The organism is Bradyrhizobium sp. 40 (genome assembly GCF_023100925.1).
Taxonomy (GTDB): Bacteria; Pseudomonadota; Alphaproteobacteria; order Rhizobiales; family Xanthobacteraceae; genus Bradyrhizobium.
Genome location: NZ_CP064688.1, coordinates 6,834,043 through 6,855,629, shown reverse-complemented (window position 1 = coordinate 6,855,629; position 21,587 = coordinate 6,834,043). Strand labels below are relative to the sequence as shown.

The following is a 21,587-nucleotide window of genomic DNA, read 5'->3' as shown; positions in this document are numbered from 1 at the left end:
TGATTTGGAGCGCTTTTTCGGGATTTGGGGGGACGGAGTCAAGGCATACTCAGTGTCGCCCCCGGGCGAAGGCCGGGACCCATACCCGCAGGGTCAAGTTTGGCGAAGACTCGGAGTTACCAGTTGCGCGCTACAACCGAGTGTTGGGGTTATGGGTCCCGGCCTTCGCCGGGACGACGTGGGGAGAGAGAGGACAGCCTGCCCAAAAACCCCGCCAGATCGTCGGTGACGTGGTCGACATGGGCGGCGCTCCGGCCTTCCAGCTCCCAGTCCTCGCGCACGACCTCTTTCGTCCCGTCCGGTATCACCAGCACCGTGGTCATGCCGAGCTCGTGCGGGACCGTGAGGTTGCGGGCGAGGTCTTCGAACATCGCGGCGCGGGTCGGATCGACCGAATGGTCGGCGAGAAACTTGCGGTAGGTCTGCGGCGCCGGCTTCGGCTCGAAGTCGGCGGCGATGATGTCGAACACGCCGTCGAAATGCCCAGCAAAGCCGAGCCGCGCCAGCACCGCATCGACATGATCGACCGAACCGTTGGTCAGGATCAGCTTTCGTCCCGGCAGTTTTGCGATGGCCTCGCCCAGCGCCGGGTTCGGCTCCAGCGGCGAGTGGTCGATCTTGTGGACGTAGGCGAGATAGTCGTCGGCGCGGACGCCGTGCAGGGTCATCATGCCGCGCATGGTGGTGCCGAAGCGCTGGTAATAATCTTTCTGAATCTTGCGCGCTTCCACCGGTGTCAGGTTCAGCCAATTACAAACGAACTCGGTAATCCGAGCATCGACCTGCTGCCACAGATTGACGTGGTGCGGATAGAGCGTGTTGTCGAGGTCGAACACCCAGGTGTCGACATGGCCGAAGGCGCGGGGTGAGGTCATTGCGGCTCTCTATTCGTTATCGGAGAGGGGCCCCAGCTTTCCGTCGTCGTCCCGGCGAAGGCCGGGACCCATACGGCGTGATCTATCAATGGGGCACCCTGATCGTCGTTCTTCGTAAAACCAATCCTGGGGTTATGGGTCCCGGCCTTCGCCGGGACGACGATGGTGTTTGTTGCGTCATCACAAAAGCAATCACGGCATCGCAAACCGCAGCGTTTTGCCGCCGCTCGACATGTCCACCGCGCCAAATCCCGTGGCCGCAAAACCGCGCGCGCCGCAGTCGGTCTGCTCGTTGGTCTCGAACTTGGTCTCGCGCGTGCAAAGCTGCTTGTCGCCGCCCCAATTCAGCGGCTTGTCCTTCAGCTTGACGATTCGGTTGTCGGCGTCGATGGCTTCCGCGAAGCTGAAGATCTGCTTCGGCTGACCGCTCACATCAGGGTGCAGGCAGGTCTTGGGGTCGATGCGATACCAGCCGCGGCTCGTCACCGATTTGCCGGCGTCGGTGGCGACCGCCGCCATCACCTTGTGCGCGGTGTCGTTGCACCAGGTGAGGCCGGTCGCAGACGGCGTCTGCACGGCATCGACCATGGTCTTGAAGAAGTTCGGCGACGACAGGATGTCGGACGACAATCCGCGGCTCTTCAGGAAAGCGGCCAGCGCGCCTTGCGTCTTCGGTCCGTCGACGCCGTCGATCGGCGCGGCGTCATAACCTGCGATCACCAAAAGCCGCTGGATGCCGGCAAGGCGGGCCTGCTCGTCGTCATATTCGGAGTCCTCGGCGAGATAGGCGACGAAATTGCCGTCCGCGCCTTGCGTCGGCGTGATCTGGGTGAAGGCGGCCTGGGTCTGGCCGCTGCGGCACTGTCGCGCGGCCGCGATGACGAAATTGTCCTGCGCGACGCACAGGGTGTCGCTGCCGTTCTGCGGGATCGGGGATGCGCCGTAGACGCCGAGCGCGCGGGCGTTGAGCAGGATGCGGTCGGCGGAGAGCGTGCCCTGCACCACCACGCGGCAGGTGGCGGGGTCGATCCTGAACCAGCCGCGCGTGGCGGTCGCCGCCTTGTCGTCGATGCCGATCGCGGCCTCGACGACATAGGACATGCGATTGCAGATCTTGAGGTCGGCGAAGGCGGGCGCGGAGGAGAAGACGAACGAGACGGCTGCGGCGGGGAGCGTCATCAGGAAGCGGGTGAGAGTGGAGCGTCGATGCCGCCTCGCGCTCCGCTCGTCATGCCCGGGCTTGTCCCGGGCATCCACGTTCTTGGCGCGGGACGAAAGATCGTGGATGGCCGGGACATCTTCGCGAAGACGCGCTTCGCGCTGTTGCCCGGCCATGACGGCTTTCATGCGTGGCGCCTCTCGCATCACTTGTGGATCAGCGTTCCCGTGCCGGTGTTGGTGAAGAGCTCGAGCAGCACCGCGTGCTGCATCTTGCCGTCGATGATGACGACACCCTCGACGCCCTGTTCGAGCGCGTAGATGCAGGTCTCGACCTTCGGGATCATGCCGCCGGAAATGGTGCCGTCGGCGATCAGCTTTCGCGCGTCCTTCACCGAGAGCTGCGGGATCAGCTTCTTGGACTTGTCGAGCACGCCCGGCACGTCGGTGAGCAACAGCAGCCGCTTTGCCTTCAGCGCGCCGGCCACGGCGCCGGCGAAAGTGTCGGCGTTGACGTTCAGCGTCTGGCCCTCTTTCGAGGTCGCGAGCGGCGCGAGCACGGGGATCAGCTCGTAGCCGATCAGCTGGTTGAGCAGCGTGAGGTCGACCTTCTCGGGATCGCCGACGAAGCCGAGATCGACCGCCTTCTCGATGTGCGAGTCCGGATCCATGATGGTGCGCGTCGTCTTCGACGCCTTCACCATGTTGGCGTCCTTGCCTGATAGCCCCACCGCCTTGCCGCCGGCCTCGTTGATGTAGCCGACGATCTGTTTGTTGACGGAGCCGGCGAGCACCATCTCGACGATCTCGATGGTGGCGGCGTCGGTGATGCGCAGGCCTGCGGCGAATTCCGAGACGATGCCGAGGCGCTTGAGCATGGTCGCGATCTGCGGGCCGCCGCCATGCACCACCACCGGATTGATCGCGGTCTGCTCGAGCAGCACGATGTCGCGGGCAAAATTCTTGGCGGTCTCCTCGTCGCCCATGGCATGGCCGCCATACTTGATGACGATGGTTTCCTCGTCATACTGCTGCATGTGCGGCAGCGCTTCGGACAGGATGCGGGCCTGGTCGAGCGGGGAGATTTCGGTCATGAGGCGGATCTCGCTGGCGGGATACTCGGGCCGCGTTCTATCCGATTGGCGGGCGGGGCGCAAAGTGGTCTTCGTCCCCGGGCTACGGACTGCGCTTCACCACCACCGCCGCGAGCGTCACCGCCAGCCAGCTCAAGATCATCACCGATCCACCGGTCGGCGCCGCATAGGGAAACAGCGAATGGCCGGCAAATTGCCGCAAGGTCAGATCGCCCGCGAACAGCGCCGCGCCGGCTGCGAAGCCGGACGCGGCGACGATGCCAATTCCGCCGTGCAGAAGGCCGCGGCCGAGCAGGGCGACGGCCGCGAGTATGGCCGTTGCATGAAACAGCAGCATGGCGCTTGCGGCGGCGAGCCGGCTCGCATCGCCGCCATGCGCGGAAGCGGCGGCCAGCGCGACGCCGGCGGCGCCCATCAGACCGGCAAGCCCGATCAGCAGCCGGAATGCCGCCATCACGAGGTCCGCTCTTCCAGCAGCTTTGCGATCGCGGCGCGCAGCTCGGCCATGCCGGTCGCGCTGCGCGACGAGGTCGCGAGCACGTTCGGGAACGCGGCCGGACGCTTGGCGAGCGCGGCCTCGGTCTCGACGATGCGCGATTGGAGCTCGGTGGCCTTGATCTGGTCGGCCTTGGTCAGCACGAGCTGGTAGCTGACCGCGGAGCGATCGAGAGTCTTCAGGACTTCGAGATCGACGTCCTTGAGGCCGTGCCGCGCGTCGACCAGCACGTAGACGCGTGCGAGGCTGGCGCGTCCGAGCAGGAATTTGTGGATCAGCTCGGTCCAGGACGCGACCTGACTCTTCGGGGCCTTGGCATAGCCGTAGCCGGGCATGTCGACGAGGCGCAGCTCGCCTTTGCCGGGGACCTCGAAGAAGATCAGCTCCTGGGTGCGGCCCGGTGTGTGCGAGGTGCGCGCGAGCGCGTTGCGGCCGGTCAGCGCGTTGATCAGGCTGGACTTGCCGACATTGGAGCGGCCGGCAAAGGCGATCTCCAGCCCCGCCATCGGCGGCAGCGTTTCAGTCGAGGGCGAAGCCCAGATGAACTGCCAGTCGCGCGTGAACAGCTTTCGCCCGACCTCGATCAGCTTCGCATCTTTGTCGTCGGTCATGCGAAAGCTTTCTGTCTGTCCGCGTCATTGCGAGCGAAGCGAAGCAATCCAAAAATGCATCCGCGGAGGGACTCTGGATTGCTTCGTCGCTTCGCTCCTCGCAATGGCGACCGCTACGTCGCCTTCTTCGCGAACGTCGCCTTGAGATTGTCGAACAGCTCCACCTTCACGCCGTTGCGGCGCATGATGAAGCTCTGCTGCAGCACCGAGAGCGTGTTGTTCCAGGCCCAGTAGATCACGAGGCCCGCCGGGAAGCCCGCCAGCATGAAGGTGAAGATCAGCGGCATCCAGTTGAAGATCATCTGCTGCGTCGGATCCGGCGGCGTCGGGTTCAGCTTCATCTGGAACCACATCGTGATGCCCATGATGATCGGCCAGATGCCGAGCGCGAGGTAGTGGCCGAACAGCGGGATCGTGGTCGGGTCGAACGGGATCAGCCCGAACAGGTTGAACAGATTGGTCGGGTCCGGCGCGGACAGATCCTTGATCCAGCCGAAGAACGGCGCGTGCCGCATCTCGATGGTGACGAACAGCACCTTGTAGAGCGAGAAGAACACCGGGATCTGGATCACCACCGGAAGACAGCCGGCGACCGGATTGATCTTCTCCTTGCGGTAGATCTCCATCATCTCCTGCTGCTGCTTCACCTTGTCGTCGGGGAAGCGCTCCTTCAGAGCCTGAAGCTGCGGCTGGACCGACTTCATCTTCGCCATCGAGGCGTAGGACTTGTTCGCCAAGGGGAAGAACAACAGCTTCACGATCACGGTCACGAGCAGGATCGAGATGCCGAAATTGCCGAAGAAGCGGTAGAAGAAGTCGAGGCCGAGGAACATCGGCTTGGTGATGAAGTAGAACCAGCCCCAGTCGATCAACAGGTCGAAATGGTTGAGGCCGAGCTCCTTGTTGTAGCCGCCATGGCCGGCGAGCGGGAAGTTGATGCCGACCACCCCGGCTTCCTTGGCGCCCGCGAACAGCCGCGCGTTCGTTGTCGTCGTGCCACCGATCGGGACCGTCTGCTCGCTTTGCAGATAGTCGGTCTGGTATCGGATCTGGGTGCCGGGTTCGGCGACGAAACGGGCCTTGAGCGTTGCCGACGTGTCGGGAAGGAGCGCAGACGCCCAATATTTGTCGGTAATACCGAGCCAGGCATTGGTGACGTTGTTGAATTCGAACCCGTGTCCGCCGTTGCCGATCGCGGGTGCTTCGCCGACAGCCTTATAGGCCTTCTCCTGCAAACCCTGCTCGCCCAGGTAACCGATCAAGCCTTCATGCAGGATGTAGTAGCCCGAGACCTGCGGCGTGCCGTGGCGCGAAATCAGTGCGAAGGGAAAGAGTTTGACCGGCGCGTTGCCGACATTGGTCACCTCGTCCTTGATGCTGAAGAGGTAGTGGTCGTCGATCGTGACGGTGCGGCGGAAGGTGAGGCCTTCGCCATTGTCGTATTTCAGCATGACCGGCGTGGACGGCGTCAGGCTGTTGGTGCCCTCCTGCTGCCAATCGGTGGTCCGGTCGGGCACCTTTGTGCCAGCCGTTCCGGCTACCCAGCCAAATTCGGCGTAATAGGGCTCCGCGGTGCCCGACGGCGAATAGAGAATGATCGGCGGCGACTTCGGGTCGACCGTTTCGCGATACTGCACCAGCGCAAGATCGTCGATGCGCGCGCCCTTCAAGGCAATGCTGCCGGTCAAGCGGGGCGTATCGATCTTGACACGCGGAGAGGCGGCAATCGCCGCCTCGCGGCTGACGGTCGGCTGGGCCGGTTGATTGGCGATCTGGGGAGCGGAGGGCGCGCCTGCGCTGCCGGGCTGCGGCGTGGCGCTCGGCGTCCCGGAAGCCGTCGGCTGCGGCGTGGTCTTATGCAGCTCGGCCTGCGTTTGTTGCAGGGCGCGTTGCTTCTCCATCGCCGGCATGTTGTAGAAATATTGCCAGGCGATCAGCACGAAGCCCGACAGAATGACGGCGAGGATGGTATTGCGGTTGTCAGTCATCATTCTCTCGTCATCAATCCGGTTTGCGGCTGGTCGCAGGAGCGGGGCCGGGCTTTGAGCCGTCGGTTCTTGAGTTGGTTTTTGGGCCGCGTCCCTTGTGCGTATGCCGCGCGGACTTCGCGAACGCCATGCGCAGATCGTCGAGCATGGTGGCGAAGCCGCGCGAGAGCGCGTCCCTTCGGCCGACCAGCACATAATCATGATGGGGCTGCATCGACATCGGATCGAGCCGCTTCACCAGTTCGCGAAGCCGGCGCCGGATGCGATTGCGCTCGGGGGCGTTGCCGTTCTTTTTGGTGACGGTGAAGCCGATCCGGATCGGGCCGCGATCGTCGTGGTCAAGGCTTTGGCGGTCAAGGCGTTGCAGGACGAACGCAGGACTATTCACCCGCGCGCCATTGGCAACGGCGAGGAAATCCGCCCGCTGCCTCAGCCGATCCATGATGAAATCCCAAAAAGGGGGTCCGGCTCAGGCGCTCAGACGCTTGCGGCCGCGGGCGCGGCGGGCGGCGAGCACCTTTCGGCCGCCGGCCGTGGCGAGACGGGCACGGAAGCCGTGACGGCGCTTGCGCACCAGTTTGCTGGGTTGATAAGTCCGCTTCACGGGTTTTTCTCCGCTGACCGGGCAATTTGCCTGTAGAATTGATGATAAAGTCCGGAAGATGCTGCCCAAAACGGGCCTTTTTCGGCCCCAAGAGAGCCGCTCCCGGCGGTCACACCGGGTCATCGCGGACAATTGGCCGGCTTATAAGCGAGCGCCTTCTTTTCGTCAACGCCGCACAAGCGCTCAATTCCGGCGAATATCGCTGTTTGTGCGGGGTTTTTAACCCTTGAGGTGGCGACTCGCCAAATCTGCGCTTACATCCGATCTTGGCAGATTGACGATCTGTAATTTGACCGCGCTGGGGGCGGGCAGCATCTTGATACGCGCCAAGACCCTTCACCAGGCGATATCTTTAATCCGGTAAAGGCAGCGAGGGCGAATTTCGTGGCAGCGACAGACCTCCAGCCGATCCAGGATGGGGATCAGCGGGACCCGCCGACGGCGCTGCCGCGGGGGACTCGCGGGCTTGGGCTATCCGGCAAGCTGCTGCTGCTCACCGTTCCCCTGGTGATGATCGCGGCCATCCTGCTCTACGTGCCCGCCATCGCCAACTTCTGGGTCAACCGGCTCAACGACCGCGTCGCGGCGGCCAACACGGCGGCGCTGGTGCTCGATGCCGCGCCGCTCGGCATGGTCCCCGATTCGCTCTCGCGCCAGATCCTGAAGAGCATCAATGCCCGCGCCGTCGCCATCAAGATGGGCCAGCAGCGGCGTCTGCTCGCCAGCGACAATCTGCCCGCGGCGATCGAGCACGACATCGACCTGCGCGACATGACGGCGTGGGAGGCGATCACCGGCTCGTTCCGGATGATGCTGGAGACCGGCAACCAGGCCATCCGGATCGTCGGGCCGGGCGTCGGCAACGCCCAGTTCATGGAGATCGTCACGGACGAGCTGCCGCTGCGGCAGTCGATGTACCGCTTCTCCCGCAACGTCGTGGTGGTCGCGCTCATCATCGCGGTGCTGACCGCCGGCCTCGTCTATCTCGCCATGCATTATCTCTTCGTGCGCCCGATGCGGCGGCTGACCGCGAGCCTGGTCGGCTTCCACGAAAATCCCGAGAGTTCGGCGGGGATCATCGTGCCGAGCCAGCGCAGCGACGAGATCGGGGTCGCCGAGCGCGAATTGTCGGACATGCAACGCGACCTGATGTCGATGCTGCATCAGAAGAGCCGACTCGCCGCCCTCGGCCTCGCAGTGTCCAAGATCAATCACGATCTGCGCAATCTGCTGGCCTCGGCGCAACTCCTGTCGGACCAGCTCGCCAGCGTGCCGGATCCGCGGGTGCAGCGCTTTGCGCCAAAGCTCGTGCGCTCGCTCGAGCGCGCCATCGCCTTCTGCCAGTCGACATTGTCCTATGGCCGCGCCCAGGAAGCCGCGCCCGACCGGCGCATGATCATGATCGAGCCGGTGGTGCTGGAGGTGCGCGAGACCGCCGGCCTTGCCTCCGACGCCTCGATCTCCTGGGTCGCCGCAATCGAGCGCGGGCTCGCGGTCGACGCCGATCCCGACCAGCTGTTTCGCGTGCTGCTCAACCTCGTCCGCAACGCCGCCCAGGCGCTGGAAAGCCATGCCTCGGCCGAGGGCGGCGCGCAGCAGATCCGGATCACGGGAAAACGCGAGGGCGCGGTCGCCATCCTCGAGGTCTCCGACACCGGCCCCGGCGTGCCCCAGAGGACCCGCGATCACCTGTTCGAGGCGTTCCAGACCTCCGGCCGCCCCGGCGGCAGCGGCCTCGGCCTTGCCATCGCCGCCGAGCTGGTCCGCGCCCATGGCGGCGACATCCATCTGGTCGAAGGCACCATCGGCGCCACCTTCCGGATCGTCATCCCCGACCGCCCCGTGGAACTGCTCTCCGTCCGTAACGAGCGGGCGCGGGCATAGTCGGCTCGCGGTTGAGTGCGGAAACTCTCATTTCCCAGCAAAATCTCCCCAATCCGGACCTTGCCAATCGGGGCAAGAGCGGTTAGTCAGAGCGCTCTTTCGCACCCCCCCGGCGTCGCCGGGGGCTGCCTGCGGGCCACGCCCGCACTGTCAGCGAAAAACGCGCCCGTAGCTCAGCTGGATAGAGCATCAGACTACGAATCTGAGGGTCGGACGTTCGAATCGTTCCGGGCGCGCCAGTTTTTTCCGGTATTTCGCGCTATTTCGGTTCGGCGACGCCCCGGCGAAGATATTGGGGACGCGCTGGGGACGCATTTGCGACAGGTGCCGCTTAGTTTAGTAATCGTCGGCCCGCTCTCGACCTTTCCGGTAAGGCGGCACCCAGACCAGACGTGCAGGCCGTTTCACCTTTTTTTCCCAGACAATCCAGGCGGAGCCCGGCGGTAGATGCCTTTCGGTCAAGCCTGCCCTTCACGATCGGAACGCGCTCAGTGAACTGAGCGAATTTGGTTGGGGCGTTAGCTCCAAAATCTCGCGATACCGTCCGACGCTCTCGATGAAAACGGTCCGCGCCAAGATGGCACGCTGTGCCTGGCCCCGATCAGCGCTCGCTTGATGAAATCCTCTGCCAATCGGAACGGCGGGTTGGTGATGGACCCAGTCAACGGAGCCTGCTTCCAATGGTGGGGCTAGGAAGTACGCAACAGAGCCATAGCCATAGGCGTGGATAATCAATTCCCTTTTGTGCTTCTAGAGGCGGGCATCAAAAACAACGGATCGGATATGTTCCCGGAGATCATGCTGCTTGTTGCGGCCGCCCTTGTCACGAATCCAGAAGCGCACCTTATGGGTTGGCTTATTCTGTGCGTCAAAAGGAATTGTCTCGATCGATAATTCAGACCCATCAAACTCAACTCTCATTGTCGGCGCACGAGCCATAGGCACAGAGGTCAGTGCGACATACGCTCCTCCATTTTCCCGAAATACGAAACTGCCCTGGCCGTAGATCTTTTGGTAGAAACGCAACTCCGCCTCATCTTTTTGGATCTGCCTAGAATCGAAAACAGTCAATGCGGCGGCTTCCACAAAGGACGCGGCCAGTTCCTCCGGCAATCTCGCCGCCGCCGAGCGAGACACCAGCGTATAAAGCTCATAACTCAACCCGATTCCATAGGTAGCAACTTTTAGCGCCTTCGGACCGATTTCGAGCAAAAATGTGAGCCGTTCCGACACCTCGGTTGGGATTTCAAGCGTCTCAACAACGTCAGCCGTATGCTTGCTTGCGTCGTAAGTGTCGAGACGCTCTGGAGTCGGGATGGAGAAGTATCCGACGGCATGAGCTTTCGTCAGTTGATGCAACGGCTCAATGTGTATCGTGTCCTTCCGCTGCCCGCCCGAGTAACGGTGAATCTCTCCGGTCGTGTGAATACTAAAGCGTCCATACGGTACTGGCTTTTCGAGATCAGCCTCAGCAATCAGCTTGCCCGTCTCCACTCGTATTCCTCCCTTCAATGGTTGAGGATCTTTGTCGAGAAGGCAGATTAGCGATCCGTCAGATGCGGCCTCGACCTTCAACAGCCGGTAGCGGACATCGCCGTGCTTGATTAGAATCCGGGCAGTAGACATGACTGAACCAGTCCCTCGGTTATGCTATCCGATGCGTGAGCTTGTAGTCTGGCGCTGGCAATCCCAATGGCGTGTATAGATAACTGACCACCAGCGACGGCACTCCTCGGCTCGCAATCTCAATCAGGCGCCCATGTTCAGGATTGTCCAGAAGGTCTTCTGTTACATGGGCAATCCCCCTGTTCGTTATTTGAAAGACGGCCAGCAGAGCTTTGTTGGCTTCCTCTTTACCTCCGTCATACCGAGCAAGTGCGGCTTCGGGGCTGACCATCGACAGTCTGCCGCCCGCATTTGAGAAACTCTCTATCCCAACATCGGTGGGCCGACGGCCGCTGACGTTGACGATGCGGCCATAGCGATTCGCGGTCAGCCCCAAAAATTCCAGCAGTGCGCGACAATGAACTAAGCCCGCCTCGATCGCTGGGTTGGAAAAAGCAAATAGGTTGCCTTCAATCCGCAGTTTCCCGTCGATGTAGATCTCAAGCGCTTTCGGCTGATCCGCTTCTGCTTGCAACCGGCTTGCCAAGCTGAGTGCGCTGACCGCGTACATCCGATAGGGAATAATTTCTTTCAGTAACCTGTCGAGTGTTATCTTACATGGGATAGTAGTCGCCGAATTGCTCGCCATGGCACCCACTTGTCAGTTTGCTCATGCAGCTGAATAATAGATCAACAGTGACAGCGGCGTCGCTTTATCGCTGCGACCGCATACGAGACAGAATTTGCATTAATGCATTTTGCTTAGTATCGCGAAATTTCACGCCCGCCGAGAAAAGCATAAGTACATACGGCAACTCTAGGAAGACAATGGACGCGCTCTGAAGCCAACTCGGAGGAAATGATGTGATGTAAACTTCCCCATACGCGCTGAGAATGAGACAGCCAGTGACGAAGATAATCAACCAGCGCATCCAGCCGCTTCGGAGCGTGAACAGCGATGGATGCGTAAGCACAGCGAGAGCCGTTTCATATTCCAGTCGATTTATGTGACCTGCGCTTATTCCAACGATTCGAGCAGCGTGCCTCACATACACCCAGCTCAGCCATGCTGTGCACCACGAGACGGCGAAGGATGCAAGGGTCACCTGGTTCGTCGGCACTTCGAGGTGAACATTAAACAGGTCGATTGTCTTTGAGCTACTGCTTTGAATAGCGAAAGCTACTGCCGCAGTAGCCAGCGCAATGAAGAGGTAGCGCTCGGCGATACGTAGTGCCGCGCGAAAGCTTTCAACCAAGATATCGCTTCTATTTGCGAGCGTCTTTTCTTCATCTTCATAAGACATTAGAGAGTTCTCATTCTGATGCTTGAATCGTGGAGCGAGCGGCGGCTTCCAGGGGTATTAGCAAAGAATAGCTGGCATCCGAGGCTCAGCTACTCGCTTCCACTCACTAGGTGACTACTTCTCGAGCTGAAGTTGCCGACCGCCAACGATACGCAAGAGGTGGCTCGCAATAATCAACATCTCCGCGGCCTCTTTCGGGTCGGACAGATCAACATTCCTGTGGCTTCTCGGGTTTTTGAAGACGCTGACGGCGCCGGCCATAAATTGCTGCATGCCCTGACGTTCGCCGGCCGGGTCGGAAACGAGCGTCAGCGGTCCACTTTCCGCATTGAACGCTTTGGCGACCATCGGCATGCCATGTGCTTCCGCTGGAAGCCGTGCGGCTTCTCGTATTCTGGTCTCAACCAGCTTGAACGCCTCGAAAACGGCAGCGTCGTAGCGCCCTATCTTGAATATCTCCACTGAAGCGGCTGTCACATCTGGGTGTAATAGAAACTCGGGAAGTAGCCGTTCGATTTGAAGTCTCTCCAGATCAGTCTCTGGCTGAAACTGAGCACCCGTTCTACTTAACACGTACCATACCGCATGCGGCTGGCTCAGGTCAGGCACCGCGAGGAGCATCTGCTGGGCCCACATCGTCCCTTCCGAGACCCTCTGCATAAGCCAGGGCGGCGAGCCCTGGTTGCCGAACATGGAATTGATTTCGGATTGAAAGTTGTGAGGGGAGAACCGCCGCCCGGCTTGCACTTGCATATGGAGTACAATGGCAATGCCAATCTGCTCGGGCGTAGCTCGTTCCAACTGCTCGGTCGACTTGAAAGACTGATTGAAAGGCTTCGGCACTTTGGAACACTCTCCGTAAGCCTAAACTAGCGCCACCCCGCTCGACGGTATCGCGATTCGAACGTCGGGCCGAGCCGCCCAACTAGGAAACGGTACTATGTTCAGGGACTGGCAACTGCTCGCGGGAGGGAGGCGGATGCATCCTCAACCGCTGCAACTATCGGCGCTTCGTCGACAGGCTTGATGGCGGTCTTCTTCCGAGTGGCAGCCCGCTGCAAGCGCTTGATGTTCTGGAGAGCCGCCTTCGCTTCATCGCTATCAACCAGGTCGCGCTTGATGACCTCCTCGCGCAACAGCGTCTTCAGATAGTCGACTTCCACCCTCACGCCGGAACTCATCCGACGAATCTCACGGCGTAGAACCTCAAGGATGAAGTCAGTCTGCAGGACGGCCGCGACAGTGAACTTGTTCGTGACCTGCTTGTGCAGCAGAAACTCGGCCATCGTGCTCTTAGAAAAGCCTTCCCGGCTCAAGTTTCCAAAGCACTCTAGGGCTCCCGGGCTCTTGGCGCTTTCCCCGATGGCGTCCAGTTCGCAAACAAGGATCTTCTCAATAGGTTGACCAAAATGGACCTTATAGATTCGCCAGTGGGCGCCGTTCGTGAGCACGACCCACTCGATACCCTCATTCGCAGCGTAATCGATTGCCTGCTTGACGTGGGCATCCTTGAGATCGATCCCGATAGCTTTGACTTCGATGATGAACCTGATGTCGTCGTCAGTCTTCACAGCAAGATCAACGTAGGTGCCGCGGATCGCATACTGACTAGTGATATGCAGATATTTGTCATAGCCGCAGATGTCGGTAAGCATATCGTTGATGACGGTGACCGTGTCGGCTTCGCTGACATCGCGCTTCAGCAGACCTGCTAATACGCTTTGATACCTCTTGAGTTGAGTGGTGATCCGCGTAGCGACCTTAGTTGAAATTTTAGCCATGATTCGCTCCCCGAATATTGGGCGAGCATCATGCAACCTTTCGGCGAGCACAAGCCCCATTTAGTCGAAATGGAGCCTACCCATCATCGGGAAGCGCGGTAGCCTTCTGCGAGACGGACCTGCACTGTTTTAGCCGCTCGTCTATGTTGACGAAGGACTAGTGGAGTCGGAAGGCCGGGCTCGCGAGACGTAGCGGCTTGTGATTTCGGGCGGCCCGCGATTTCTCCGCCATGAGCACCAAGTCGCGAGAGGTCATCTAGGGCGGCCGGATCATGGGCGTGAAAGTCCGATCGTGAGTACAAGATGCAATTCGGGGATTCACATTCGGCCCAGGATTAGCCGTGAGGGTAGCAATCCATCGAATGGTCTAAAAATAGGACATGAAATACGCGACCATCGCGGAATCCGACCATAGGACAGAGTCCATTGTATCGGAGAGCAATGATCCTGACGTCCTCGGTTACCGCCGGCGGGAGCGCGGGCTTGATGCGATCCTTAGCAATAGTCTCAGATCCGAAGCCGTGCCGCGGAGCGTTGCGGATCTCCATCCACGAAAGCTGCGTCAGGCGAAAAAGACGAGTGGAGAGCGCTGACCGGTGATCATCGTTGCAGCAGTCGACACTGTAACCGTTCCCACCCTTCATGTATTCAAACGAAAATATGGGCGGCAAACGATCAGGGTCAGGCGTGACCGTGTCGTTTGACGCTTTTCCGAATGCGGATTTCTTAGGCTTGGCCCCGGGAAATTTGCTCATACTTTTCAGAATAATCCGCCGCGACTTGCCCTGCAAAAAAATCCGTCAAAGCCTCATGAGTAATGAGGTTGTTCATTCCCCGCTCATACGCATCTTTCCAGGGCGTCTCGACATGCGTCATTTCCCTTAGGCGCCAAGCTGAATATTGCCCGTAGTAATCGTACACGTCGTCCAAGATCATGCGATCGGCAGCATCATAATCTTGAAGATTGAAGTCCTTTGGAGCAGGGATGCCGTTCGCACCATGATCGCGGTACATTTGATAGAGCACAGGCACAACGGGCCCGTGGGCCCAAGCCTCGATCCGATTATCGAACAGGGCCGCCTTGCGTGCGGCCAGGGCTAATCCCTGCGCGTAGTAGCACAGCTTCTGAAGTTTCAGGTTCGAGATTTGGTCGCCGACCTCTTCGTTAGTCTTTGCGAGAAAGTATTCGGCGACTTGATTGGCATTGTAAGTCTTTGGCAATTTCTGGCTCCCAACAGGATCATTATAGCACGGGCCGAATCGCCGGTCACGGACTCAAAAGTCTAAGCCTGTCAAGCTGTTCCAAAGATTAACGTTCGGCCGACCATTCGCTGCTCGCTTTGATTCGAGTTCGAAATCCTGCGATCCGAACTCGCTGGCCTTTGCCGTTCGTCCACGAGTTCAAGGCAGAGGAGATGCTGTTGACCAGGCGCGCGACCCGCGAAGGCCGGTTGCAGCAGGGAAGCAGGTATCCGGCGTGCAGCTATTCACCGAGGCTGGCCAGCGCATACCCGAACACCTCGCTTTAGGGGGCTCAGCAAACGTCACTATGCGCCTGTCGTCCTAGCAGTCTGAGGGTTTGATCGGTACAACGTCGCCATGCGCGCGCGAGCAAAAACCCCTGAATTAATCGGATGTCATGACTGCGGGCACGGGGTCTCATTTTCTGCAGCGAGTTGCCCGCATTGCGGCTCCCGAGAGCCGGCCGGGCCGTATGTGCATAACCCTCGCGAACTGCGACGGCTGCGGGCTGAGGCCCACAACGACCGCACGCTGATCGTATCGGTTGTGGGCTGCGGCTTACTCGGCGTGGCAATCGGAGCGTTAACCGCCTCGGGCCCTCTAAGGACGGTGGTGGATGCGGCCTTCTGCGGCCTGATTGGCCTGCTGCTGGGCGCACCAATCGCCTTTGTCATCAACATGACCCGGCGTCTCGGGCAACGCTGACGAGCCCTGCTTTCGGCCGTAATCTAACACCGCTGGCCGCGGTCCCTTCGCCAGTGCGTCGCGGGCTCTTCCTCGATCGGCTGACCGTGCAGATGGTCGAGGACGTCGCCGAGGTCGCGCATGTCCAGCATCTTGCCGCAGATCGTGCAGCGGATGAAATGGTCGCTCTCGCCTTGGGGCGCAGGGCCTTCCGGCTTGCCCTCCCGGAACATCACGCAGCTCCCCGCAAGGCAGCGCAAGCTGTACGTCAAAGCGCCTGGTGCCGTTGGCCCTGATGAAGCCCTGCAGCGCGGACGAGACATCGTCATCGCCGTCGGCCGCGCGCTGCGCCAGCGCGTCGGCCACGTCGGAGGTCGCGTCGCGGGACCATCCTTCGGTTGCGTTGAAGCACACGATCCGAACCGGATAGACGTACTGGCCGGACAGGAGGCCTTGCAGCACGGTTTCAAGATCGGTGTCCTGTTCGTCAGTCTCGCGCCAGGCGCAGCCGGCACGCGCGCCAAAGTCCTCAAGCACGATGTAGATGTCGCGGTCGAGACGATCTGCCGGCACGATCGAGGGCGAGGAACGCATACGCAACTCCACCAAAAAGACCGGGATTCAATTTGACGCCGGCTGATTCGCTCCCGAAGCATCGCGATGCGTCAACCAAAGCCCGTCGGCCCGCGGAGATGATCAAAGCGACGCTTGGCCTACTTTGGCCCCTGCAATCGCCCAAGATTTCTGTTAAACGACTGAAAATCGCAGTGTCGGTGGTTCGATCCCGCCCCTGGGCACCATTTCCGTGCAAAAATCTGCATTCACCCGCCCGGGAACGCAAAACTGCTGGATGGTGTAGACCGACGGGGCGACATCAGCCAAAAGGGACTGCGAAGCCATTCATAGGCACTGCCTGGTGCTCCATGGTGGGCTCATGATCACCTGGAGCCGGGAGCGCGGCAGCGACTAAAACTCGTTCTCTTTGCCACCTATTAAAGTAAGGGATTGATTGTTGAGGTTTGGCAGAGTGCGTTCCAGCTATGTGATTGTCGGTGTGCTCATCGCCTGCTTTGTTGCCGCGGTTGCGATCCACTCAAGCGCGACGACTCTCGCAAGCTCCGACGAGGCCACATCCATCTTCGCATCCCGGCAGATCACCGCCACGGGTTTGCCGCGCGTGCCGTCTCAGCAGATTTATTTCCGTTCCCTGATCCCGCACTATCTCACCGCAGCCTCTATCGCGTTGTTTGGCGATAACCCGCTCGGCTGGCGCGGGGCGTCGATTGCGGCGTACGGTTTGTTGCTTCTCTTGCCGGCGCTGATGCTAAGGGAACGCGGCCCGTCGTGGTTAAGCCCCCTGTGGGTCTTAGCGGTGGGCACGCTGCCAACGATGCTGAAGGCCGCAGAGTCGGCCCGGATGTATATGATTTACATCCTGTTCGTTTCACTGGCGGTATGCCAGGCCGTACTGTGGCGACCACTCCGGTGGAACGGAGCCGGATGGCTTTATCTGCTTACCTGCATCCTTGCCGCTTCAAGCCATGAGCACTTCGTCGTCTTTGTTCCTGGGCTGCTTTGTGCGGCGGGGCTGTCTCTTTATCCTCTTGATCCACTATGTCGTCGTGCGGCGCTGATGTCGCCGATGGTCGTAGCACCGTTGGCCGGATTTCTATCGGCCGTGTTCTGGCACCTGAGCGAGCCATACATCCCAAACGTCTTTATGAATGTCACGGGCGGCGTACGCTTGTTCGCCGGCAATCCAAGCGTCACGTACCCGCTTGAAGTCCTAGCCGACTCGCCGCTGCCAATGTTGTTGGTTCTGATCGCCACGGTCGCTTACGTGTGGCGGCAAGGTAAATCGGTGGCACACTCGCTGGCGATCCCGGCCACGGTCATCTTTGCCGTCACCTTCGCGTCGGTATGCGTTACAATGCCGGCCAATTACGACTATTACGTCTCGCCACTTTGGCCCGCTCTGGTACTGGCAATCTGCGCCACAGCTGTTAACGATCAGCAAACGAGTGGCAGTAGCTCCGGATACGCTCGCTCCGCTGCGGCCGCACTCCTAATGCTATTCACTGCCGTCGTTGGATCAAGCCCGTCATCCGCGATCCATAGCGCGCAGCGAGTTTACGCCCTCGGAGTCAAACGGCCACCGCCGGAATGGCGCAAATGGAGCGCGCTGCGCAGTTTCGCTTTGACGGCAGACGCGCTGATCATCACTTCCAATCCCGAAATTTTGCAACTGAACCACATCGAGCCAATAGTTGCCCACGTCCGGCACTACAAGGTCTCCGCCGCGTCGCCGTGCGACGTAGTGATGGACGACTATCTGCCGGTCCCGTTTGCACATCATACCTGCCAGATGGACCAGCTCATTGCCACAGCGGACGGAGACAAAAAGCCGATATTGTTTATCGGCAACCGGCTCGGCGACACCATCGGCGCCGAGAACACGTCTTATATCCGAACGCGCTTCAAGAGGGTCGGGGCCGTTGATGATCAGGAGGTATACTGCTACGGCAGGGGATGTGACACACTAGCTATATAGCTGCGCCATGTGGACTAAGTGATTTAAGAGAAGCCTCGGTACACGCCGAATGTAATTGTCCGGCCAACAGGCTGTTACAGAGGACTCGACGGTGCGCATTTTACAGGTCGCTCTCACACTCACATTGCTCGCAATCGCGACTGCTTCGATCGCAACCTACTTCACCGAGTTATCTCAATATCCAACGGCCGACCAGGACCTGACGTCGGATCGCATGCACAGGTTCCTCTCCAGCCCTCGTTCCACGGTCCTCGCCGAGGGGTCGCTCGCATCACAACTTGTCGTGGCGATACCTGGCGCCGCCGTGCGAAAGGTATTGAATACGTTTTATGAACCCAACGATGTCATTGCTGGCAGCGTCCGTTACACGCCGTATCTACCGTTCGTTTTTGTCCAGGCTTTGATATCGCTGGGATTGATCTTTTTTGTGACTACGAGGTTCATCAGGCTGGCCCAGCCAAGCGCCATGGCCGCCGGAACGTTTCTGTTCGTGCTTTGTGTGTTCCTCAACTTTCCAATGCTCAAGGCGGTCTGCAAAGTTCTGAAATACGACGCCTTGTCCACATTGCTGTCGGCGTCAGCAGTCCTTTTCTACATCTGCGCACAGCAAAATAATCGTGAACCGCCGCGCTCATTCTTGGGGCGGTATAGCATTCATCTGACGGCGATGTTCTGCGGTCTCGCTTATCTGGAGAAAGACACGACTCTCTTTGTCACGACCCTGCTCGTTTGCTTTGAGCTTGTTGCTATCCCCTTTTCTGTTGACAATCGTTGGATGGCGGCGAAACGGGCGGCCAAATTTCTGCTGACGTTTGTTGGCGTTTTTATCGCAACGGCAATCCTCTTCGTTCCCAAAATATGGCTGCACCCGACGAGCGTGACCGAGCTCTTCGGCAACATCCATCTCTATCTGGTCAACATTCGTCCTTGGATGCTCCTCGTTGTTGCCGGCTCGATCGTTGCGCTTTACCAAATCTGCCCAAGACTGCGTGCCAGATCACCCCTGAATCTCCGGCGTCAACTTAATACTGGATTTTTGCTCTTCGCCGCGCTCACAATCATAGCAATCGGCGTCTCGGCCTTTTTCTTTCAACAGAACGTCATTTTCGATCCGACAATCCCCGGAAATGGCCTCAACGCTGAGCAGCTTGAGGCTCAATCGATCTACGTCTCAAAACGCATCGCAAACACTGCGATGACGACGCTTGATCACAGCGCGGCCATCCAGCACGCCAAGACGTTCTTCAGTATGGCGCGTTCAATCTTCTACACGTTGCCGGAAATGTCTGTGCTCATGATCCTTGCGGCGGCCCCGTTGTTTCTTTTCCAGAGACGAAGGCATCCGGAGCTTTTTAACCCGCATGCCATTGCTTTCACGCACTTGCTCCTCGTTCCCGCCGCGATGCTGGTGGGGTTCAGTCTTGCGGATATGCCCCTCGACCCAAAATACTTGGTGCTGGTCAGTCTTCTGCTTACATTCTATGGCATTTACCCGGTGCTGATCGCCTTCAGCGAGCTGCCGATATTGGCCGCGCAGGCTCTGCAAGTAGCCATCGCCGCGGCGACATTGCTCTCTGTCTTTCAGGCCGATCCATCTTATCTCGGCTACAAGAACGTCTTTCGCGACCGCGATATTGACAATGCCGCGGCGATCGACATGCAGCGCTACATCTGGTGGATGTGGGCGGGATGGGGCGAAACAGCTCATCCGATCGGTCGTTATATCGAGACGCACCAGGCTGGCCCGGTTACGGTTGGCTACGATTATATGCCTCCTTTCTATCAGGCTCCCGGTCAAAATTGGGTCAGCGCCGGCTTCGGTGGTTGTTCGACCGAAGGCGACCTCAGGGGACGTCTGAATGCTTGGAAAGCGCAGTCGGTCGATTACGTGATTATCAGCAGAAACATGAGCAACCGAAATTGGTGCGAAAATCAAATTTTGCGCCGGGCCGGTTATTTGGCTATGTTCATCGATGTCCAGCAGGGCTTTAAGTACGGTTGGTTGTTCCGGTCTTCAGACATTGTGCCTCTCATTGAGAAAAAGGCGGCGCCGACGGCGCCGGGGTTGTGATGGGACTTTTAGGCGACCTTGCACGCAAATTAAGCTGGCTGCCGCTAGTGAATCTTCCGGTCTGGGTGCCATTGACACGCCCGCATTACTATTATTTTGGAGGCGTTGCCGAGACGCTGAAAGACAGCGAACTCCATTCGGCTGAATCGTGGGATGCGCTGCGAACCCAGCATCCGCATTTCGTTGTTCAGGAAACCCGGGACAAGTGGCTCGCCAGCCTATCGGAGTCGAAGGATGGACAAGACCTGGCCTTGAAGCAGCGCGCAGCGCAAATCGAAAGAGAACTGCGTGTGCGGGGAATTACAGATGTTCACTCTGTCGGCGTTGGCGCCGGGGCTTTGGAGTACTTCCTGAAGCAGGAAATGCCATCGATGCACATAACGGCATCTGAATATGCACCGGCGAACGTCGCGCGACTCCGCAATGTCTTCCACGAGGCAAACGTCATCCAGTTTGACATAGCTCAAGGCGATTGGTCCGGGGTGCAGCCGCAGCCTGATTGCTCCGCTGTGCTGATGTATCGTGTCGATCCCCATTTCACAAACGAAGCCTGGCGAACCATCTTCTCCAACATGGCAGCGGCGGGCGTAGAGAATATCATCTTCATTCCAGCGACTATCGTCACCGTTCAATATCTGCTGCTGCTGCAACTTAGGGCTAGCATCGCTTACATTCGCGGGGAGCGCGCGTCTTTTACGGGCTACATGCGAAGCGCCAAAGTTTTCCCTCCGTTCTGGGATCGTCTTTACGTCCACAAAAATGTCATGTTGGGTGGCCTTCCGTCCTACTTGCTTACCCGCACGTAGCTGAGGCCGTTAGGCTAAGGAATAGATTGCCTCTGCGTCAAGATGCTGGCGGATGGTCGGCCCATGAGGACGACGGCACGCAAAAGAAACCACGTTAGCATTGATCGCGCTCCGAACGCGGTCACTTCTTTTTCCCGCGCTTGGCCAGTCTCACTCCGGTGCCGCCTCCGTTCTCTGGGATAAATGCGACGCCAGCTTTTTCCAGAACAAGCCTGATAGCGTCCAGATTGTTAGCCATCGGCACAGACCTTTCGGCTTCAAAATTCCGGACCGTACTTTTCTCGACGTTCGCATTCTTAGCGAGCTCGCTTGCGACATTTCCACGAGCCCACGGGCGGCCCGATACTGTGCGGCTGTAAGCATTTTCCCTCCGCCATCGACGCATGCGCCATATCCATGTCTGACGAAAGAACGGCAAGCCTAACGAAAATCGACTGACGTGGGTCGGTATAACGATTGTCGCTATGCATACCGAGCGAAGAGTTCGGATGGCTTCAACATAAAGAGGATGATGATGCCGAACCCATTGTCAGGGAGCGGCGGAGCTATGCCCGAGTTTGCTCTGCCCATCGGAAGCCTCATCGGCCCCCGCGGTGGGAGCAATCGCAGCGCGACACGCCGCACGGCTGATATCAAATCGCGTAGACAGCGTGGCGCTTTCCTCTCGAAAATCATGATGGAAGCTCACGCCCGAGCGAAGGCCGACTATGCCGACGAACTTCCCTGCCGCGGTCGCGCCCATCACGTCAGCCGTCCCTACAGCTATTATCTCGGCCTCCAGATGCGCAGCGGCTTCGCTGAGCCTTCGGGGCGTAAACTGAGAAGACCGAAGA

The 21,587-nt window shown here is 59.5% G+C and carries 18 protein-coding genes, 1 tRNA gene and 1 pseudogene; 5 read left to right on the top strand and 15 right to left on the bottom strand.

Going from position 1 to position 21,587, the window contains the following annotated elements:
• Nucleotides 1–149: 149 nt before the first annotated feature.
• The 8 genes from IVB40_RS32875 to rpmH all read right to left on the bottom strand — a co-directional run bounded on the left by IVB40_RS32875 (nucleotide 150) and on the right by rpmH (nucleotide 6,826).
• Nucleotides 150–875, bottom strand: coding sequence for a pyrimidine 5'-nucleotidase (locus tag IVB40_RS32875; RefSeq protein WP_247817483.1), 726 nt, complete (start codon nucleotides 873–875; stop codon nucleotides 150–152).
• Nucleotides 876–1,067: 192 nt separating this feature from the next.
• Nucleotides 1,068–2,054: a DUF1036 domain-containing protein gene (locus IVB40_RS32870; RefSeq protein WP_247819624.1), complete on the bottom strand. Its 987-nt coding sequence runs from the start codon at nucleotides 2,052–2,054 to the stop codon at nucleotides 1,068–1,070.
• A gap of 185 nt (nucleotides 2,055–2,239) precedes the next feature.
• Nucleotides 2,240–3,127, bottom strand: a complete 888-nt coding sequence (gene argB / locus IVB40_RS32865; RefSeq protein WP_007597683.1) for an acetylglutamate kinase — start codon at nucleotides 3,125–3,127, stop codon at nucleotides 2,240–2,242.
• Nucleotides 3,128–3,209: 82 nt separating this feature from the next.
• On the bottom strand, nucleotides 3,210–3,581 hold the full coding sequence (locus IVB40_RS32860) for a DUF423 domain-containing protein (protein ID WP_247429022.1): 372 nt from the start codon (nucleotides 3,579–3,581) through the stop codon (nucleotides 3,210–3,212).
• Complete coding sequence (gene yihA / locus IVB40_RS32855) at nucleotides 3,581–4,234, bottom strand: ribosome biogenesis GTP-binding protein YihA/YsxC (protein ID WP_027565787.1); 654 nt, start codon at nucleotides 4,232–4,234, stop codon at nucleotides 3,581–3,583. The genes IVB40_RS32860 and yihA overlap by 1 nt, the downstream gene beginning before the upstream one ends.
• 113 nt (nucleotides 4,235–4,347) lie before the next feature.
• A complete protein-coding gene (gene yidC, locus IVB40_RS32850; protein WP_027565786.1) occupies nucleotides 4,348–6,222 on the bottom strand; it encodes a membrane protein insertase YidC in 1,875 nt (624 codons plus the stop codon).
• 13 nt (nucleotides 6,223–6,235) lie between these two features.
• Nucleotides 6,236–6,664, bottom strand: a complete 429-nt coding sequence (rnpA, locus tag IVB40_RS32845; protein ID WP_247817482.1) for a ribonuclease P protein component — start codon at nucleotides 6,662–6,664, stop codon at nucleotides 6,236–6,238.
• A 27-nt stretch (nucleotides 6,665–6,691) separates the two neighbouring features.
• The gene (gene rpmH / locus IVB40_RS32840) at nucleotides 6,692–6,826 is read right to left on the bottom strand and encodes a 50S ribosomal protein L34 (protein WP_008542748.1); all 135 of its coding nucleotides are present in this window, start codon (nucleotides 6,824–6,826) and stop codon (nucleotides 6,692–6,694) included.
• 384 nt (nucleotides 6,827–7,210) lie between these two features.
• On the opposite strand from rpmH, the gene IVB40_RS32835 reads away from it, so the two are divergent.
• Nucleotides 7,211–8,710: a HAMP domain-containing sensor histidine kinase gene (locus IVB40_RS32835; RefSeq protein WP_027565784.1), complete on the top strand. Its 1,500-nt coding sequence runs from the start codon at nucleotides 7,211–7,213 to the stop codon at nucleotides 8,708–8,710.
• A 162-nt stretch (nucleotides 8,711–8,872) separates the two neighbouring features.
• Nucleotides 8,873–8,949 (top strand) — tRNA-Arg (locus IVB40_RS32830).
• A 511-nt stretch (nucleotides 8,950–9,460) separates the two neighbouring features.
• Here the strand turns inward: IVB40_RS32830 and IVB40_RS32825 are convergent.
• The 7 genes and pseudogenes from IVB40_RS32825 to IVB40_RS32795 all read right to left on the bottom strand — a co-directional run.
• On the bottom strand, nucleotides 9,461–10,336 hold the full coding sequence (locus IVB40_RS32825) for a hypothetical protein (RefSeq protein ID WP_247817481.1): 876 nt from the start codon (nucleotides 10,334–10,336) through the stop codon (nucleotides 9,461–9,463).
• A gap of 19 nt (nucleotides 10,337–10,355) precedes the next feature.
• A complete protein-coding gene (locus IVB40_RS32820) occupies nucleotides 10,356–10,964 on the bottom strand; it encodes a hypothetical protein (RefSeq protein WP_247817479.1) in 609 nt (202 codons plus the stop codon).
• A gap of 64 nt (nucleotides 10,965–11,028) precedes the next feature.
• Nucleotides 11,029–11,619 (bottom strand): hypothetical protein, encoded by a 591-nt coding sequence (locus IVB40_RS32815; RefSeq protein WP_247817477.1) that lies wholly within the window; start codon nucleotides 11,617–11,619, stop codon nucleotides 11,029–11,031.
• A gap of 114 nt (nucleotides 11,620–11,733) precedes the next feature.
• Nucleotides 11,734–12,462 (bottom strand): TIGR02391 family protein, encoded by a 729-nt coding sequence (locus tag IVB40_RS32810; RefSeq protein WP_247817476.1) that lies wholly within the window; start codon nucleotides 12,460–12,462, stop codon nucleotides 11,734–11,736.
• Nucleotides 12,463–12,563: 101 nt separating this feature from the next.
• On the bottom strand, nucleotides 12,564–13,400 hold the full coding sequence (locus tag IVB40_RS32805) for a type I restriction enzyme HsdR N-terminal domain-containing protein (RefSeq protein ID WP_247817475.1): 837 nt from the start codon (nucleotides 13,398–13,400) through the stop codon (nucleotides 12,564–12,566).
• 726 nt (nucleotides 13,401–14,126) lie between these two features.
• Entirely contained in the window at nucleotides 14,127–14,621 is a 495-nt protein-coding gene (locus IVB40_RS32800; RefSeq protein WP_247817474.1) for a type II toxin-antitoxin system antitoxin SocA domain-containing protein, read from the bottom strand.
• Nucleotides 14,622–15,575: 954 nt separating this feature from the next.
• Nucleotides 15,576–15,920, bottom strand: a pseudogene (locus IVB40_RS32795) (hypothetical protein); the annotation flags it as partial.
• A 433-nt stretch (nucleotides 15,921–16,353) separates the two neighbouring features.
• On the opposite strand from IVB40_RS32795, the gene IVB40_RS32790 reads away from it, so the two are divergent.
• From IVB40_RS32790 to IVB40_RS32780, 3 genes are all read left to right on the top strand, one after another.
• Complete coding sequence (locus tag IVB40_RS32790; protein WP_247817473.1) at nucleotides 16,354–17,877, top strand: hypothetical protein; 1,524 nt, start codon at nucleotides 16,354–16,356, stop codon at nucleotides 17,875–17,877.
• Nucleotides 17,878–17,968: 91 nt separating this feature from the next.
• A complete protein-coding gene (locus tag IVB40_RS32785; protein ID WP_247817472.1) occupies nucleotides 17,969–19,948 on the top strand; it encodes a hypothetical protein in 1,980 nt (659 codons plus the stop codon).
• Nucleotides 19,948–20,754, top strand: coding sequence for a class I SAM-dependent methyltransferase (locus tag IVB40_RS32780; RefSeq protein WP_247817471.1), 807 nt, complete (start codon nucleotides 19,948–19,950; stop codon nucleotides 20,752–20,754). The genes IVB40_RS32785 and IVB40_RS32780 overlap by 1 nt, the downstream gene beginning before the upstream one ends.
• The last annotated feature ends 833 nt before the right edge of the window (nucleotides 20,755–21,587 follow it).